Genomic DNA, 16221 nt, shown 5'->3' on the forward strand with positions numbered 1-16221 from the left:
ACTCGGGCGGGCGCGCCTTCAGCCGGGGCCCTCCGACCGCAGGCGCGCCGCCCGACAGCGGCGATCCCAGCACGGGCGATGCCAGTGCCGGCGGTCCTCGACGCGCTCCGGCGGCCAGACGACCAGGTGGGCGGTGCCCGGGTTGATCTCGTGGTCACACCCGGGGCACCGGTAGACCTTCGCCGTCGCCGCCCCGGTGACCGGGCGGACCACCCACTCTCCGTCGCGCAGCACCACCACCGGATCGGGCAGCCACGCCCCGACCGGCCGCCCGCGCCCGTTCTGCCCGCGCGCGTCCCTACCCCGGGTGGGACGGCGCCGCGCCCGACGCGTCACCGACCCCGTCTGCCCGGCTCCCAGGAGCGCGGCCGCCGCGGCCGCGGCCCCGCCGGGCCGCCGTCCGAATCCGGCGCCGCGACCCACTCGGCCCGGTCCACGACCTCCCCGTCGACGATGCGGCCGGGATCTCCGGCCGGATCGCCAGCACGGCCGCCGCGCCCGCGACCCCACGCGCGCCCGGCCGCACCCGTGGCGCCCGCAGAACCCGCAGCCCGCCCGCCGGCATCACCCACCCCGCCGGCGCCCCCCGCTCCGCCCGGAGCGGCGCCGCGGACCCGGTCGATGCCGGCCGCCACGAGCGACCGGGCCACCTTCGCCTTGCGCAGGGCCCCGGCCGGGCTCGCCAGGGCCGAGGACGCGCCGATGAGCACCTGGAAGCCGCGGTCGCTGCCCCGCCAGTGCTCGCGCAGGATCGGCTCGCCGGCGCCGACGACCAGCCGGCGGAACGCGAAGGCGACGATGGCGACGTCGTCGAGCTGGCCCACCACGGGAATCATGTTCGTCAGCCGGTTGCGCGGCGACACCAGGTACGCCAGCGCCGCCGCGGCCTCGACCTTCGCGGACTGCGGCACCCGTGGATCGGCGACGACCTGCCGCAGCATGATGACCAGATCGGGGAGAAACATCGTTATCTCCCGACCGACCTGCCGCACGGCGTCCTTGTCGAGCGTGACCATCCCCGTGGCGTCTCCTCTTGTGCGAACCAGGACTTCCCGCCGACCGGCGACATCCTAGTGCCGCATCCGGCACCTTCCACGGGCGACCGCGGCGCCGGCCGTCACCTGTCAACGGACGACGCCCCCGCGGCGTGCCACGTTCTGCCTGGGACGCCTCGATCTGGCGACCCCACCGGCGCCGTGTCTCGGGCGGCGGGATCCCCGCCCCGGCACCCCCGGTTCCGCGTCCGGCGGATCGGACTACCGGCGTGGATGCACGAGAAAGCCCCGGCCGGTCTTGCGACCCAGGAAGCGGGCCCGGACGAGATGCTCCAGCAGCGGTGCCGGGGCGTAGCCCGGCTCGCGGAACTGCTCGTACAGCGAGCGGGTGATGGCGAGGGTGACGTCGAGCCCGACCACGTCGGCGAGGGCGAACGGGCCCATGGGATGGCCGCAGCCGACGGTCATCGCCGTGTCGATGTCCTCGATCGTGGCGTAGTTCGCCTGCAGCATCTTCACGGCGTCGTTCAGGTAGGGGAACAGCAGCGCGTTGACGATGAACCCGGCCCGGTCGGCGCAGCGCACCGGGTGCCGGCCCGCCGCCCGCGCCAGCGCCAGGACCGTCGCCGTCGCCCCGTCCCCGGTGAGCACCGTGGGTACCACCTCGACCAGGCGCATCACCTGGGCCGGGTTGAACCAGTGCATGCCGACGACGTCCTCGGGCCGCCGGGTCGCGGTGGCGCACTCGACGACCGGCAGGGAGGACGTCGTGGTCGCCAGCACGGCGCCGGGCCGGGCGACCTTGTCCAGGTCGGTGAACAGCTCCCGCTTGACCGCCAGGTCCTCGACGACCGCCTCCAGCAGCACGTCGCAGCCGCCGAGCTCGCCGAGGTCCGTGGTCACGCGCAGCCGGCCCAGGGCGGCGTCGCGGTCGTCGTCGGACAGCCGGCCCTTGGCGACCGCCGCCGCCAGCGACGCCTCGACCCGGCCGAGCGCCGCGTCGGCGGCATCCGGCCGCCGGGCCCGCAGGACGACGTCATGGCCCGATCGGGCCAGTACCTCGGCGATGCCTCGCGCCATCGTGCCGCTGCCCACGATCCCGACCGACCGAACCCGCATCGCCGCCCCGCCGACACCTCCGCCGGGCTCCTCGACTGCGCCGGGGTCGGCCCTGGCGGGGCCCTCGGACGGCACGTCCGGGGAGTCCGTCTCCGGGTAGGTGTAGAAACCGCGGCCGGTCTTGCGGCCCAGCAGGCCGGCCGCGACGAGCTGGCCGAGCAGCGGCGCCGGGGCGTGGAGGTGATCGCGGGTCTGGTCGTACATCGACGCGAGGATGGCGTGCGCCGCGTCGAGGCCGATGAGGTCGAGCAGGGCCAGCGGGCCCATCGGATGACCGCAGCCGAGCCGCATCGCCGCGTCGACGTCCTCCCGGGTGGCGAAGCGCGCCTCGACCATCCGCACCGCGTTGTTCAGGTAGCCGAACAGCAGCGCGTTGACGATGAACCCGGCCCGGTCCGCGGCGACGACGGCCGTCTTGCCGACCGCGCCCACCAGCGAGACGACCGCGGCCAGGGCGTCGGCGTCGGTCACCACCGTGCGGACGACCTCGACCAGGCCCATCACCGGCGCCGGGTTGAACCAGTGCATGCCGAGCACCCGGGCCGAGCGATCGGTACCCGCGGCGAGCTCCGTCACCGACAGGGAGCTGGTGTTCGTCGCCAGGACGGTCGCCGGCGGGCAGACCTCGTCGAGCCGGGCGAACAGCGCGGTCTTGGCGTCGAGCCGCTCATCGATAGCCTCGATCACCAGGTCGCAGCCGGCCACCGCGGCGAGCTCGGTGCCGAGGCTCAGCCGGCCGAGCAGCTCGCCGCGAACGTCGTCGGTCAGGTGGCCATGGCGGGCCGCCCGGTCCAGGGAGTGCTCGATCCGCCCGCGGGCCCGGCCCAGCGCCTCGGTGTCCCGTTCGACGCCGACGACGTCGAGCCCGGCCCTGGCCAGCACCTCGGCGATCCCGGCCCCCATGGTGCCGAGCCCCACCACCCCGACCCGCCGCCACCGCGGGCCCCCGTCGGAGGCGGGCCGCCCATCCGCCGAAACCGTCGCGACGTCGCCGCCGGTGCGGGAGGCGTTTTCCGACCTGTCGTGCGCATGCGTTCCCCGCCGGGCTCTTTCGGCCATGCCCTGACTCCTCAGAGTCGTCGCGACAGCCCGACGAAAATGTGCCCGATATCGCGGGCCGCACGGTATCCAACCGCGGACCCGTCGATTCTCCCAGCCTTTCCACCGCCCGGCCCGAGATCAGTCGGAGTTCACCGGAGTGACGAATCCCTCGCCCCTGAAACATCTTCTTCCAGCCCGGGAAAAGAGCGACGAAAGACGAGACCGCCGGCAATGCCGCGATGACCCGTCAGGAATTTCCGCGGCCGGCCCCGGAAGAACCGATACTCCGGAATGGCGCGCCGGCCGCCTCGAACGGATTTCCGGCGGGGACGGGCCGGCGGGAACGGGCCGGCGGGGACGGGCGGTCAGAACAGGGTCGGAATGGAGGGTTCCAGCCCGCGCAGCTCGTCGTAGTCGACGACGGCACAGCCCAGTCCGCGGTCGGCAGCCAGCAGCCGGGCCTGCGGGGTGATCGACTGCGCGGCAAGGATGCCCCGCACCGGATGCGGCAGCGCCGGGTCCGCATCCAGCCGGACGAGGTAGCGGGTGAGCTGCTCGACCCCGTCGATCTCACCCTTACGCTTGATCTCGACGGCCACGGTGGATCCATCGCTGTCGCGGCAGAGCAGATCGACCGGCCCGATCCCGGTCTCGTACTCGCGGCGGATCAGGGTGAGCCCCGGGGCGATCGCGTCCGGCCGGTCGGCGAGCAGGACCTGCAGGTGAGCCTCGACGCCGTCCTTGCGCAGCCCCGGGTCGATGCCCAGTTCGTGGCTGGAGTCGTGGAGGATCTCCTCGAGGGTGATGACGAGCTGCTCGGCGGCCCGGTTGGTCACCCGCCAGACCCCCGTCTCCTCCGCGATGACGCAGGGCGGGCTCATCCAGTTCAGCGGCTTGTACGCTCGCCCGTCGGCGTGGATCGACACCGACCCGTCCGCCTTGACGAGCACCAGTCGGACGGCGCTCGGCAGATGGGCGGTAAGACGTCCGACGTAGTCGACACTGCACCGAGCGATGACAAGCCGCATGACGTCACGTTATCGCGACCCCCCTGACCGCCCCGCCGTCCGGTGGCCGCCGGTGTTCACCTCCGGCCGGGACGGATGTTGCGGGCGGAGACGAGGTCGTCGAGGAGCTCGCGGCGGCCGGCGTAGCGGGTGGCAAGGCGTTCGGCCTGGTCGGGAGCCAGGCGGCCGAGGCGGGCGGGGTCGGAGTTGTCCTGCATGTCCGCTCGCTTGACGACGACGGCGAGCGGGTCGGCGGCGACGCGGGCCAGGTAGTCCTGCATCGACTCGTCGGGACGGTGCGACAGGGCGTCGACGGCGGCGACGACCGGCGCGGGGTAGCCGGCGGCGGTGAGGTCCGCGAGCGTGGTGTCGCTGTCCTCGACGACGTCGTGCAGAACGGCGGCGAGCTGGGCGGTGTGCGGGTCCACGCCGGCGGCCTCGGCGGTGCGGGCGACCGTCGCCATGACGCGCAGCGGATGGCCGATGTACTCCTCGCCGCCCTTGTCGATCTGGCCGGTATGGACCCGGGTGGCGAGGGCGATGGCGTCATCCAGGGTCGGACCGGCGCTCGGACCGGCGCTCGGACCGGCGCTCGGACCGGCGCTCGGACCGGCGCTCGAGCTGCTCGGCGCCGGGCCGGGCCGGCCGGGTTCGGCCGCGTCAGGGGTGGTCGAGGGCATGCCTCGACCGTACGACCTCCACGATGCCGCGAATTATGGCGCTGAGCTCATAGTCCCGGGGCGTGAACACCGCGGCCACGCCGAGGCGGGCCAGCTCCCGCGCGTCCGCCGGGGGGATGATGCCGCCGACGACGACGGGAACCTCCCCGGCGCCGGCGGTACGCAGCCCGCCGAGCACCTCGCCCACCAGGTCCAGGTGGGCCCCGGAGAGCACCGACAGCCCGACGACGTGCACGTCCTCCTCGACCGCGGCGGCCACGAGCTGCCCGGGGGTCAGCCGGATCCCCTGGTAGACGACCTCGAAGCCGGCGTCGCGGGCGCGCACGGCGATCTGCTCCGCGCCGTTGGAGTGGCCGTCGAGGCCGGGCTTGCCGACGAGCATCTTCACCGGCCGCCCGAGCTGCGCGCCCGTGCGAGCCACCAGGGCACGCAGCTCCTCGAGCCCGGTCCCACCCCCATCCCCGCCGACTCCGACGGCGCCGCTCACCCCGGTCGGTGCGCGGTACTCGCCGAACACCTCTCGCAGAGTGTCGGCCCACTCTCCGGTGGTGACGCCCGCCCGTGCACAGGCCAGCGTCGCGGGGACGAGGTTCACCTCGGTGCCGGCGGCGGTGCGCAGCCCGAGCAGCGCCTCCCGGACGGCGGACGGATCACGCCCGGCCCGCCAGGCGGCGAGCGATTCCCGGGCCGCGGGCTCGAAGGCCGGGTCGACCGTCTGGATCGCCGTGTCGAGCTCGGCGAGCAACGGGCTCGGCTCGGTCTCGGTGAACCGGTTCACGCCGACGACGACATCCTCGCCGCTCTCGATCCGCGCGCGGCGGCCCGCCTGGGCGGAGACCAGCGCCGACTTCAGGTAGCCGCTCTCGACGGCGGCCACCGCCCCGCCCATCGCCTGGACCCGGTCGATCTCGGCGGTCGCGTCCGCCACCAGCCGGCGCACCCGGTCCTCGACGACGGGCGAGCCGGTGAACAGGTCGTCGTACTCCAGCAGGTCGGTCTCGTGGGCGAGGATCTGCTGGACGCGCAGGGACCACTGCTGGTCCCACGGCCTGGGCAGGCCGAGCGCCTCGTTCCAGGTCGGGAGCTGCAGCGCCCGGCACCGCGCGTCCTTCGACAGGGTGACGCCCAGGGTCTCCAGCACGATCCGGATGACGTTGTTCTCCGGCTGGGCCTCGGTCAGCCCGAGCGAGTTGACCTGCACGCCGTAGCGGAACCGGCGCGCCGCCGGGTCACTCACCCCGTACCGGGTGCGCAGCAGGTCGTCCCACAGCTGCCCGAACGCCCGCATCTTGCACATCTCCTCGACGAAACGCTCCCCGGCGTTGACGAAGAACGAGATCCGGGCACACACCTCCCCCATCCGCGCGGCGGGGATCGTCCCCGTGGCCGCCACGGCGTCGAGCACGGCGATCGCCGAGCACATCGTGAACGCGAGCTCCTGCACCGGGGTCGCCCCGGCCTCCTGCAGGTGATAGCTGCAGATGTTGATCGGGTTCCACCGCGGCAGCTCCGCCACCGAGTAGGCGATCAGGTCGGTCACCAGCCGCAGCGACGGCCCCGGCGGGAAGATGTACGTCCCCCGCGAGAGGTACTCCTTGATGATGTCGTTCTGCGTGGTGCCGGCGAGCTCGGCCGGGTCGGCGCCCTGCTCCTGCGCGACGACCTGGTAGAGCGCGAGCAGCCACATGGCGGTGGCGTTGATCGTCATCGACGTGTTGGTGCGGGCCAGCGGGATTCCGTCGAACAGATCGCGCAGGTCACCGAGGTGCGCGATCGGCACGCCGACCCGGCCCACCTCGCCGCGGGCGAGCGGATGATCCGGGTCGTAGCCGGTCTGGGTCGGCAGGTCGAAGGCCACCGACAGGCCGGTCTGGCCCTTCGCGAGGTTGCGGCGGTACAGGGTGTTGCTCTCGGCGGGGCTGGAATGTCCCGCGTAGGTGCGGATGATCCAGCCCCGATCCCGGGCTCCGCGCCCGGCGCCGGCACCGGTGTCGGCGTCGGAACGGGCGTCTGCGGGGCGGTTGGCGCCGGCCTCGGGGCGGGAGGACGACTGCGGGGTGCGGGTGCCGTGCGGATTCGCCGAGCGGGTTGACAGGTCCGTCATCGCCGCCGCCTCTCTGGGGCGCTGCGCCGGGGCCGGGGACCGACCGACGGCAGGCGCGGGCGGGGTCATCACGCCGGCCTCAGCCCGCGCGGACCGCGGGCGACGAGTCAGAGACTAGGCCGACCCACCGAGCCCCGCCTGTCGGCGCGGCGCACGCTCAGCCCGCGCAGGGGGCGGGCTGGCCCTTCCACTCCTGGATGAGGACCGGGGGAATCGCCGTGCAGGCGTTCGGGCCGTTCCTGACGATCGTCCACGGCCCCGTGCCGATCCGCCGCCACACGTACGGGTCGGGCGGCCGGCTGGCGACGCCCGCGACCTCGATGCGGCCGATCGCCCAGTACGCGTCGTGCGCGGCGTCGACGCCCTCGACGGCGCCGAAGAACATGCCCTGCGGCACGGTGACCTGAGCCGCGGTGATCGTGCTGTTGCCCGCGGCCCTGATCTGCTCGGCGACCGTCCAGGACAGGGCCAGCCGAAGAGCGGTGGGGTTCGGCTCGTCGTCGACCCGCATCTGGTGCGCCCGGCCCGGCTGGCGGGTGCCCTCCCACGGTGCGGTGCGCAGGGCGGGGGTGAGCTCGGGCGCCGGCTGGCCGGACGAGTTGACCGTCGTGCCGTCGCCCGAGCCGCGGTCGGCGGTGGCGTAGCCGATGGCCACGCCGATCAGGACCGCGACGAGGAACGCCGCGACCGCGACGACCGGCCGCACCTCACGCACGCCGAGAAGCCCCGCGGGCCGCGCACTGCGTTCGCCGGCGATATCCACCCGCGCGGGCACCTCCACGTCCTGCAGACCTCCGTCCGGCGTCCACCATGTCATCAGCCGGGCCAGTGACCCGAAAGCAGTACCCGATCAGCAGGTACCCGGCAAGCATGCCGCATCGGACGTCCAGTAGGCACGCGGGCGCGCCCGGGATGACGGTGCGCATCCACCCAGGTTCGGTCCGCTTCGCCCGGTCGCCGGCCGCGAGGGCGGCGGCGCGAGGCGGCTCAGGCGTGCCCGACGTGCACCAGCTCGGTCGGCTCCTCGAACCGCAGCAGCCGCCCGAGCCGGTTGGCGGCGAACATCCGGCCCAGCGCGCTCGGCACGTCGACGAGCACCATGGATCGGCCCGCCGCCCTGGCCCGGCGCGCCCCGCCGAGCAGCACCCCGAGCGCCGCATGGTCGCCGAGTTCCAACCCGGCGACATCGACGCGCAGCGGCCCGCTGCCGTTGTCGATGGCGGCGTGCAGCAGGGACCGCAACGCGCCCACCGTCCGCACGTCCACCCTGCCCACCAGCCGCACCGCCTGCCCGCAGCGGCCGCCCGCCCCGCGCGGACCGTACATGTGCACCACGTTCACGTCGTTGTTCATGTGGTCTCCCGTCCCCGGCCGCCCGGCACCCCCGCTCACCGTGACGCCGGCGCTACCAGCTATCCGCGTCGACCGCGGGTAGCACCCAGGTGCGGTTCCGCGCATGACGGACCGCCTTACGCCCTCTCGCCTCGTCCGAACCGTCGTCGCTCGGCCACGGGGGGTCGGGGCCGGTTACCTCGATGATCCCAGCCATCGCGGCGCGATGTTTCCTCTGTCGGATTCCGCGACGGGATCAGGACGGATCGGGGCGGGAACTCCTGCCGATCCGCCGTGCGTCTGGGACCATGGAGACCGGATGTCGACGGGCGAGGAGCTCCGTCCGAGGCTCCCGCGCGCCCCCGTGACCCGGTTGCGGCGCGGTGATTCGGAGGTGCCAGGTGGCCGTGAACTCGGCGCAGTACTTCGTCGAACCGGCGTTGGCGATGCTGACCGTGGGGTTGCTGATGGTCATGGCGCGCTGGGCGTCCACCCCGCTGCGGGCACTGCCCCGCGGGGTCGTGCTCGGTCACGACTTCGGGCTGCTCGTCCCCGTCGCGGTCGTCGACACGCCGGCCGAGGTGAGCCGGGCCCGGGCCGCCCTGCGCACCCGGGGCATCCGCTCCACCTGGGCGATGGCGATGACCCCGCTGCACATCGACGCCGCCGGCAACATCCTGTCCCGACCCCGGCAGCGCCGGCACGTGCTCGTCTTCGGCGCCGACGCGGCCCGGGCCGCCCGCGCCCTGGCCACCCCACCCGGCGGGCTGTCCTCGCAGACCTGAGGCGGCTCGGCAGACCTGAGGCGGCTCGGCAGACCTGAGGCGGCTCAGGCTGCCGCTCAGGCCACCGCCCGGTCGGAGACCCGCCGGATGTCGGCGCCGAGCGCGGTCATGTTCTCCACGAAGCCGGCATAGCCACGATCAATGTGGTACACGTCGGTCACCTCGGTCTCGCCCTCGGCGACGAGGGCGGCAAGCACCAGGCCCGCGCCGGCCCGCACGTCCGACGCCATCACCCGGGCCGCCGTCAGCCGGTCCGCGGGCCGCACGATGACGTGATGGCCGTCGGTGCGCAGGTCAGCGCCCAGTTTGTGCAGCTCGCGGCAGAACACGAAGCGACTGTCGAAGACGTTCTCGGTGATCAGCGACGTCCCGCTGCTGATCGCCTCCAGCGCGATGATCTGCGGCAGCAGATCCGTCGGAAACCCGGGGTAGGGCAGGGTCACGACGTCGATCGAACGCGGGCGGTCCCGGCCGACCACGCGGAACCCGTCGTCACGGACGTCGATCTCCGCGCCGGCCTGCACCAGCTTCTCCAGCACGATCCCGAGATGCCCGGCCCGGCCGTGCCGGATCATGACGTCGCCGCCGGTCATCAGCGCGCCGATCGCGTACGTGCCGGCGACGATGCGGTCCGGCACCGTCCGGTGCTCGACCGGGGACAGCGCGTCCACACCGTCGATCACCAGGGTCGACGAACCCGCACCGTCGATGCGCCCGCCCATCGCCGTCAGCATCGCGCAGAGGTCGGCGATCTCGGGTTCCTGGGCGGCGTTGTCGATCACGGTCGTGCCCTTGGCGAGGACGCCGGCCATGAGGAGGTTCTCGGTGGCGCCGACGCTGGGGAAGTCCAGCCAGATCGACGCCCCCTGTAGCCGACCCGAGCAGCGCGCCACCAGCGCGCCGCCCTCGACGTCCACCAGCGCCCCGAGCTTGGCCAGCCCGTTGACGTGGATGTCGAGCGCCCGCGAGCCGATCGCGTCCCCCCCGGGCAGGGCGACCCGGGCCTCCCCGCAGCGGGCGACCAGTGGGCCGAGTACCGCCACCGACGCCCGGATCCGCCGGACGAGCTCCCCGTCGGCCGAGAACCCGGGCGTCTCGGGAACGTCGATGCCGAGCCGGCCACCGCCGACATCCCGCTCCACCGTCGCGCCGAGTCCGACCAGCACCTCGGACATCACGGTGACGTCGAGGATGTCGGGAACGGCGGTCAGGGTCGTGCGACCGGCGGCCAGCAGGCTCGCGGCCATCAGTTTGAGAACCGAGTTCTTCGCGCCCGGGACGGCTACCTCGCCGGCCAGTCGGGTGCCGCCTGTCACGACGAAGCGCTCCACGGACCTCGATGCTAGGTCCTGGCGCAAAGATCTTCACCGGCACCCACCGGATTGACCCCCACCACCCTGCGCGCTCGCCTCATCCCGATCCGTCCGCCCCCACCACGGACACCCCGTCATGAGCCCGGACGAACGGCTCCCCCCGCCCGGCCAGGGCTTCAGGTAGACCCCCGTCAAGCGGACCGGCCGGACAAACGCGCCGGTCTCCTCGGCAACCTCACGACACAGCCCGGCCTGGATGGTCTCGCCGCGTTCAAGGACTCCGCCGGGAATCTGCCAGGCTCCGGTGTCCCTACGCCGGATACACAGAATCGACCCGTTCTCGTGGAGTGTCACTCCGGCTACGCTCACCGAATGCATGTGCGGAACGTACTCTTTGCACCACGGAAATCGGGGTGAGCGACAGTCTCCGTCAGCGGCTGGCGGACCTGCCGCCGGAGACCGATCCGGGGTTCGGCACCGCCGCTCGAGCGTTGCTGGCCGGGCCGGACGCGGGCGACGAAGCCCTCACCGCGATCATCGAGGGCGCCGACCTGCCCGAGCAGACCCGGTTCAACGCCTTCTACTGCCTGCAGGTACGAGCCTGGCGACGCAAGGACCACCGCAGACACCGCGCGAACACCGACCGCTACCAGTCTCGGTTCGGCCGGCACCCGATGTTCTTCTACCTGCAGGCCGAGTACTACGCCGCACTCGGCGACGACCCCGCGAACCTCGATGCCGCGTTGACCTTCGCCGTCGAGGCCGTCGAGCGGTTGGCGAGTGTTCCTGGTGTACTGCACCTGGCCGCCGAAGTCATCGCGGACCGTCATGAGCGTGATCCTGACAGCGACCCGCGCCTGCTTCTGGACGCCGAACGGCACGTCCGCCAAGCCATCGCGCTCAGCGACGGTCGGTACGCCCGTTACCACGCCACCCACGCCAGGATCGCCACGTTGCGGGGCGCGTTCACCACCGCCCGCGCCAGCATTGCGCGGGCGATCGAGGACGAGGACTCGACCGGCGCCGAGTACGCCCTGCGCATCGGGGACGGCGGGCGGCAGCGGGTCGGTCTGGCGTCGGCTGGCCCCCGCGATCGTCGGGGTGATACTCGTGACGGCGGGTTTTCTCATGACCGGGTGGGGGCCGACGGGTGCGGGTGCTGCGGTCCATCAGTCGGTCGGACAAGCCGGATAACGAGGATGCGGCCGGTTGCCGTCCGGACGGGCTGTGGGTGATCGACGGCGCGACCCCGCTGGGCGACGAGGTCCAGGTGGACGGTCGTTCCCCGGCGGCCTGGCTCAGCGCGGTGGCCGACGCGTTCCTGGCCCAGGTGCCCTGGGAGGGTCGTCCGCTGCGGGCGGTGCTGCGAGACCTTGTCGGCCACGTCCGCGCCGAGGGGCGTGGAGCCGGGCTGCCCGCCGACGGCTTCCCGACGGCGACGCTGAGCCTGGCCCGCGTCCGCGACGGCCGACTCGATCTGTGCCTGCTCGGTGACAGTCCGGTCCTGCTGCGCCCGCCCGGCGCCACCGTGATCGAGTTCGTCGATCCGCAGTTCGCCGGGGTGGAGGAGGCGCTGCTCGAGCGGGTCCGCACCGAGCTGGACCGCGGCGAGACGGCCGCCGACGCCTACGCCCGCGCCCACGCCCATAACCGGGAACGTCGACGGTGGCGCAACACCCCGCGGGGCTCCTGGATGCTGTCGGACGTGCCGGCCGCGGCCGAGCATGCGTACGCCACCACGCTCGCGGTGGCCCCGGGGACGGAGTTGGTGGCGATGTCCGACGGATTCGCCCGCGCCGTCCGGCCCTTCGGCCTGGTTCGCGACGACACCGAGCTGCTCGACGAGATCGCCGCGGGCCGCGAGGCGGAGCTGCTCGACCGGCTGCGGGCGGCGGAGCGCGCCGACCCGAGCTGCTCGCGCTTCCCCCGCTTCGGGGTGAGCGACGACGCGTCCGCGATCTACGCCCGCCTCTGAGACCCCTCTCCCGAGGGAACCGCCGACACCCCGGGGGTGCGCCTCCCGCGGTGCGGTGCGCCTCCCGCGGTGCGGTCAGCAACGACAATCGGCCGGCGCCCGGGTTCAGTCGTCGGCGTGGCGCGGCGCCTGCTCGCCGGGCCCACTGGCCCACAACTAACGGCCCTCGCAAGCGTCAGTCCGCCGGCCAGTAGCGGGTGACGACGAGGATCAGGGGGTCGGAGGCGACGATCTGCGCCTGCGAGCGGGGCAGAATTTCCTTGATCTTGGGGATGGTGTCCATGAGCGCCTGGGCGGCGTCACGGTGCGCGTCGTCGTAGAAGACCGTGGACACCGGCACGTTGTAGATCGACAGGTAGCTACCCGTCCGCGACATGGGGAAGCCGACCGCCTCCACCTGCCGGGCCGCAGAGTCGGCCAGCCCACTGATCCGCGAGTTGTTCAGCACGACGACCGGCGCGGTCACCGCGGGCGGCCGCGCGCTCGCCGTCGACGCGAAGGTCGACGACGGCGGCTTCTCGGCCGGCCGGGTCGCCGACGGGCTCGGCGACGGGGTGGGGTCCTTCGAGTCCGGCGAACCGCTAAGAGGACGGTCTAGCTGTCGCCTCGGTGTCCGTCGCGGACCACCGCTAACCCGCCGACCCGGGTCGTGATGCCCGCCGGCCCGCGTCGGGCCGAAGCGAGCACGCTGGCCGGTCGACCGAGGCTGTCGCCCTGCTCCACCTCGATCGCGACCGTCTGTGCCCCTGTCGTGTCGAGCAGGTGGGCGGCCAGGCAGCCGGTGCTGTTGGCGTTGGCGACGTCAGCCGGTGCCGTCCTGCACCGGATAGTGGATGATGACCGCACCGCCGGTGGCGTAGTTGGCGACATCGGCGGCTACCCGCTGGCCTTGCGGCGACGCCCGCGCCGCGGCCATGGCGGCGGCGTCAGCGAAGTCGCCCTCGAAGACCGCGAAATACGGCGCTTCTCCCGTGGTCGCCGCCACGTCGAAGCTGTAGCGCCACGCAAGCAGGCCGGGCCAATTCATGACCAGTGGAAGGTGGTTGGTCACGTAGTAGTCGCGGAAGTGGTCAGGGTCGGCGGGCTTGGAATACAGGACCACCAACTTATGCATGACGACCTCCGTCCAGATCAGGGTCGGCGGGCCGCGTGAGTGCGATGTCCAGGACCGCGGTCAGTTGAATCGTCATATGCGCAGGTTAGGGCTTGGCGTGCGGTCGAGGGAAATACCGGTACGGGATAGGCTCAGAACGGATCGCTATCAATCGGCAGGGAGGGCACGTGGCGCCGGATACGGTGAGCCTGCGGTACTTCCTGGTGCTGGCGCAGGAGTTGAACTTCACCCGCGCGGCCGCACGGATCGGTATCGCACAGCCCGCGCTCAGCGCCCGGATGCGCCGATTGGAGGCGGAACTCGGTACGGCCCTGCTGGTCCGCAACACGCGTAGCGTCGTCTTGACCACGGCCGGCGCGGCTTTGGCGGAGTCCGCGCCGCCCGCGCTGGCGGCGCTGGATCGGGCATGGGACACCGTCCGGAGCGCGGCGGCCGGTGAACTGGGCACGCTGCGCATCGGATACAGCCTCAGCGCCGGGGCCGAGACGGCACCGGCCCTGGTGGACAGGCTGATTCGCGGCAACAGCGGACTCGAGGTCGGCGCGGTCCCGATGGCGACACCGGAGATCTCCCCCGCGGTCGCCGACGGCCGCATCGATGCCGGGATCACCCGCGGTGAACAGCCGGGCCGTGGCGTGCGCCGGTACCTGCTGCGGCGTGAGCGGATCGGCGTCCAATTGGCGCAGCACCATCCGCTGGCCGAACACCCGGAGATCGAGATCGCCGCCGCGGCCGCGTATCCGCTGCGACTCCCCGACCGTGCGGCCAACCCCGTGATCCACGACCAGCTGGCCGCGTTGTTCCGCGATACCCGGCCACATCCCCGATTCCACACGCCCACAGTCGCTTTCGACATGTCACAGCGCGACCTGCGCGACGGGCTCACCCTCGCCCCGGCCGGCGAGGCCGCCGTCACGGCACCACCGCCCGGCATCACCTGGCGACCGCTGCACGGCGCACCCAGCCTGACGATCCACCTGGTCCTTCCGCGCGAACAGTCGCCACTACACCGCCGCGTCCGTGCCGTCGCCAAGACCCTGGCGCACGAGCTGCACTGGCTGTCGGACTGACGGGCAGCAGGTCATGCCAGGCGAACTTCCGCGGTGGCGAGACCGAAGACCTTGCGGCACTCCCACGCCCCGCACTCTCCGCAGGTCGTCATCACCTTCCCAGCTTCACCCTCTGGGCGGGACTGCGGCACCTTCGCCTGGGCCTCGATCAGGGCGGCGTTGGCCGTGGCGATGGTGTCCGCGCGCAGGTAGTAGCAGGTAGTACTGGTCTACGTGGACCAGCCGGGAGCGGGTCAGGGCTTCGCGGCCCGGGCTGACCCCTGGGGTCATGATGTAGCGCACCGTGCACATCTGTAGCGCGAAGCCCAGTTGGTGGTACTGCGTACGGCGCAGCGCGATCAGATCGCGGTCCACGTCGTCCAGGAAGAAGAAGCGCTCCAACTCCGGGCGCGTCGGCTCCTCCGACGAACTTCCCGTACGCCTCGGCCTGGTCATCCGTCGGAAATTCCACCGGCAGGCGGCGGAGCCAACCACCCGCCGCTACAGACCATGGATCTTTGGCCGAAGGGCCCCAGGAAGCAGACCACCCGGGCTGGAAGTTCACCGCCCACTACTCAAGATCGTTCTCAGCGCCAGCCGCTGTACCGATGTTCCCCAAGCCCGGAACAGCACGTTGTCGGCCTTGATGTCACGGTGCAGCACCCCGCGGGCGTGCGCGTGAGACAGCGCCGCAGCAACCGCCAACCCCACCGCACACGCCTCCGGCTGGGTCATGTCCCGGCGGCGCCGCGTGAGGGTGCCGCCGGTTCTGTGGCAACCCGCAACAGCTTGATTGGCCGCGAACCGGAGCTGCTCCGGTGTCCGAGATGCGTTGTGCACGCTTCCGGGCCTCAGACCGTGCAGGACGCACCGCAATCGATCTCACGGGGTGCTTCGCCGGTGAAGGCGCGGGGGCGCGGGCGGCGAGGGAGCGCGGGCGCGACGCCTGACGGGGGGCCGCTCCCTAGAGTGGGGGCATGGCGGTACACCTCACCCGGATCTACACCCGCACCGGGGATGACGGCACGACGGCGCTGGGCGACATGTCCCGGGTGGCGAAGACGGATCCGCGGCTGGCCGCCTACGCGGACGTCGACGAGGCGAACGCGGCGATCGGCGTGGCGCTCGCCCTCGGAGGGCTGGCCGACGACGTGCGGGCGGTGCTCGGGCAGGTCCAGAACGACCTGTTCGACGTCGGCGCGGACCTGTGCACGCCGGTCGTGGCCGAGCCGGCCTATCCCCCGCTGCGGATCACCGCGGCGTACGTCGACCGGCTGGAGGAGGCGTGTGACCGCTTCAACGCCGACCTGCCGAAGCTCGACTCGTTCATCCTGCCCGGTGGCACGCCGGGCGCGGCCCTGCTGCACACCGCCCGCACCGTGGCCCGCCGCGCCGAGCGCTCCGTCTGGGCCCTGCTCGACGCCGAGCCCGAGCGCACCGGCCCGCTGGCCGCCAAGTACCTCAACCGCCTGTCGGACCTGCTGTTCATCCTCGCCCGGGTGGCAAACCCGCAGGGGGACGTGCTGTGGCGCCCGGGCGCGCACGCCTGACCAGCGTCCCCGGCGGAGTCCTGCACATACCGGAGGGTCGACGACAGTCCAGTCAACCCAATTTTGGCTTCCTCCTCCTCGTGAACGAGGGGGACTCCCGGTGGGGATCATGCCGCCTTCCCGGGTGGTTGACGCTTCACCGTCCCCGGCAACCCGG

The 16221-nt window shown here is 72.7% G+C and carries 18 protein-coding genes and 1 pseudogene; 5 read left to right on the forward strand and 14 right to left on the reverse strand.

What is annotated here, in order from left to right:
• Nucleotides 1-18 precede the first annotated feature (18 nt).
• From FF36_RS20200 to FF36_RS20235, 8 genes are all read right to left on the reverse strand, one after another.
• Nucleotides 19-336 carry a hypothetical protein gene (locus FF36_RS20200; RefSeq protein ID WP_052681252.1) on the reverse strand — a complete coding sequence of 106 codons (318 nt, stop codon included), beginning with the start codon at nt 334-336 and terminating at the stop codon, nt 19-21.
• Nucleotides 333-1016 (reverse strand): YkvA family protein, encoded by a 684-nt coding sequence (locus FF36_RS20205; protein ID WP_044886692.1) that lies wholly within the window; start codon nt 1014-1016, stop codon nt 333-335. The genes FF36_RS20200 and FF36_RS20205 overlap by 4 nt, the downstream gene beginning before the upstream one ends.
• Nucleotides 1017-1256: 240 nt before the next feature.
• Nucleotides 1257-3017, reverse strand: coding sequence for a 3-hydroxyacyl-CoA dehydrogenase family protein (locus tag FF36_RS20210; RefSeq protein ID WP_236706607.1), 1761 nt, complete (start codon nt 3015-3017; stop codon nt 1257-1259).
• Between the two features lie 503 nt (nt 3018-3520).
• On the reverse strand, nt 3521-4183 hold the full coding sequence (gene nucS, locus FF36_RS20215; protein ID WP_044886693.1) for an endonuclease NucS: 663 nt from the start codon (nt 4181-4183) through the stop codon (nt 3521-3523).
• 56 nt (nt 4184-4239) lie between these two features.
• On the reverse strand, nt 4240-4842 hold the full coding sequence (locus FF36_RS20220; RefSeq protein WP_044886694.1) for an HD domain-containing protein: 603 nt from the start codon (nt 4840-4842) through the stop codon (nt 4240-4242).
• Entirely contained in the window at nt 4823-6946 is a 2124-nt protein-coding gene (locus FF36_RS20225; RefSeq protein WP_236706606.1) for a protein meaA, read from the reverse strand. Before FF36_RS20225 ends, FF36_RS20220 begins: the two co-directional genes overlap by 20 nt.
• Nucleotides 6947-7103: 157 nt before the next feature.
• Nucleotides 7104-7727, reverse strand: coding sequence for a hypothetical protein (locus tag FF36_RS20230; RefSeq protein ID WP_242418314.1), 624 nt, complete (start codon nt 7725-7727; stop codon nt 7104-7106).
• A 206-nt stretch (nt 7728-7933) separates the two neighbouring features.
• Nucleotides 7934-8299, reverse strand: a complete 366-nt coding sequence (locus FF36_RS20235; protein WP_044886696.1) for an STAS domain-containing protein — start codon at nt 8297-8299, stop codon at nt 7934-7936.
• 380 nt (nt 8300-8679) lie between these two features.
• Between FF36_RS20235 and FF36_RS20240 the strand changes: the two genes are divergently transcribed.
• Nucleotides 8680-9063: a hypothetical protein gene (locus FF36_RS20240; RefSeq protein WP_082122082.1), complete on the forward strand. Its 384-nt coding sequence runs from the start codon at nt 8680-8682 to the stop codon at nt 9061-9063.
• A 56-nt stretch (nt 9064-9119) separates the two neighbouring features.
• Here the strand turns inward: FF36_RS20240 and murA are convergent, their stop codons facing one another.
• Nucleotides 9120-10379: a UDP-N-acetylglucosamine 1-carboxyvinyltransferase gene (gene murA / locus FF36_RS20245; protein WP_044886715.1), complete on the reverse strand. Its 1260-nt coding sequence runs from the start codon at nt 10377-10379 to the stop codon at nt 9120-9122.
• A gap of 48 nt (nt 10380-10427) precedes the next feature.
• Nucleotides 10428-10754, reverse strand: a complete 327-nt coding sequence (locus tag FF36_RS33045; protein WP_082122083.1) for an NUDIX hydrolase — start codon at nt 10752-10754, stop codon at nt 10428-10430.
• A 35-nt stretch (nt 10755-10789) separates the two neighbouring features.
• Here FF36_RS33045 and FF36_RS20250 point away from each other — a divergent pair, with 35 nt between their 5' ends.
• Entirely contained in the window at nt 10790-11611 is an 822-nt protein-coding gene (locus FF36_RS20250) for a hypothetical protein (RefSeq protein ID WP_199865446.1), read from the forward strand.
• Nucleotides 11608-12351 (forward strand): protein phosphatase 2C domain-containing protein, encoded by a 744-nt coding sequence (locus FF36_RS20255; protein ID WP_236706604.1) that lies wholly within the window; start codon nt 11608-11610, stop codon nt 12349-12351. The genes FF36_RS20250 and FF36_RS20255 overlap by 4 nt, the downstream gene beginning before the upstream one ends.
• A gap of 175 nt (nt 12352-12526) precedes the next feature.
• Here FF36_RS20255 and FF36_RS20260 read toward each other — a convergent pair whose 3' ends face one another.
• Nucleotides 12527-12817 (reverse strand): LytR C-terminal domain-containing protein, encoded by a 291-nt coding sequence (locus tag FF36_RS20260; protein ID WP_052681250.1) that lies wholly within the window; start codon nt 12815-12817, stop codon nt 12527-12529.
• A gap of 336 nt (nt 12818-13153) precedes the next feature.
• On the reverse strand, nt 13154-13465 hold the full coding sequence (locus FF36_RS20265; protein WP_044886698.1) for an EthD family reductase: 312 nt from the start codon (nt 13463-13465) through the stop codon (nt 13154-13156).
• A gap of 167 nt (nt 13466-13632) precedes the next feature.
• Here FF36_RS20265 and FF36_RS20270 point away from each other — a divergent pair, with 167 nt between their 5' ends.
• Complete coding sequence (locus FF36_RS20270; protein ID WP_044886699.1) at nt 13633-14535, forward strand: LysR family transcriptional regulator; 903 nt, start codon at nt 13633-13635, stop codon at nt 14533-14535.
• Nucleotides 14536-14640: 105 nt separating this feature from the next.
• Here the strand turns inward: FF36_RS20270 and FF36_RS41515 are convergent, their stop codons facing one another.
• Both FF36_RS41515 and FF36_RS40435 read right to left on the reverse strand, forming a co-directional pair.
• Nucleotides 14641-14970, reverse strand: a complete 330-nt coding sequence (locus FF36_RS41515) for a DUF4158 domain-containing protein (protein ID WP_220386324.1) — start codon at nt 14968-14970, stop codon at nt 14641-14643.
• A 156-nt stretch (nt 14971-15126) separates the two neighbouring features.
• Nucleotides 15127-15279, reverse strand: a pseudogene (locus FF36_RS40435) (protein kinase); the annotation flags it as partial.
• A gap of 212 nt (nt 15280-15491) precedes the next feature.
• On the opposite strand from FF36_RS40435, the gene FF36_RS20280 reads away from it, so the two are divergent.
• On the forward strand, nt 15492-16064 hold the full coding sequence (locus FF36_RS20280; protein WP_044886700.1) for a cob(I)yrinic acid a,c-diamide adenosyltransferase: 573 nt from the start codon (nt 15492-15494) through the stop codon (nt 16062-16064).
• The last annotated feature ends 157 nt before the right edge of the window (nt 16065-16221 follow it).

This window comes from Frankia torreyi (assembly GCF_000948395.1).
In the GTDB taxonomy this organism is placed as follows: domain Bacteria; phylum Actinomycetota; class Actinomycetes; order Frankiales; family Frankiaceae; genus Frankia; species Frankia torreyi.

Bases quoted from the DNA above. Each gene is read 5' to 3' on its own strand.
- FF36_RS20220 (WP_044886694.1), bottom strand. From the start codon at position 4,842: ATGCCCTCGACCACCCCTGACGCGGCCGAACCCGGCCGGCCCGGCCCG.
- FF36_RS41515 (WP_220386324.1), bottom strand. From the start codon at position 14,970: ATGACCAGGCCGAGGCGTACGGGAAGTTCGTCGGAGGAGCCGACGCGC.
- FF36_RS20210 (WP_236706607.1), bottom strand. From the start codon at position 3,017: ATGGGGGCCGGGATCGCCGAGGTGCTGGCCAGGGCCGGGCTCGACGTC.
- FF36_RS20235 (WP_044886696.1), bottom strand. From the start codon at position 8,299: ATGAACAACGACGTGAACGTGGTGCACATGTACGGTCCGCGCGGGGCG.
- FF36_RS20280 (WP_044886700.1), top strand. From the start codon at position 15,492: ATGGCGGTACACCTCACCCGGATCTACACCCGCACCGGGGATGACGGC.
- FF36_RS20225 (WP_236706606.1), bottom strand. From the start codon at position 6,946: ATGACGGACCTGTCAACCCGCTCGGCGAATCCGCACGGCACCCGCACC.
- FF36_RS33045 (WP_082122083.1), bottom strand. From the start codon at position 10,754: ATGCATTCGGTGAGCGTAGCCGGAGTGACACTCCACGAGAACGGGTCG.
- nucS (WP_044886693.1), bottom strand. From the start codon at position 4,183: ATGCGGCTTGTCATCGCTCGGTGCAGTGTCGACTACGTCGGACGTCTT.
- FF36_RS20265 (WP_044886698.1), bottom strand. From the start codon at position 13,465: ATGCATAAGTTGGTGGTCCTGTATTCCAAGCCCGCCGACCCTGACCAC.
- FF36_RS20205 (WP_044886692.1), bottom strand. From the start codon at position 1,016: ATGGTCACGCTCGACAAGGACGCCGTGCGGCAGGTCGGTCGGGAGATA.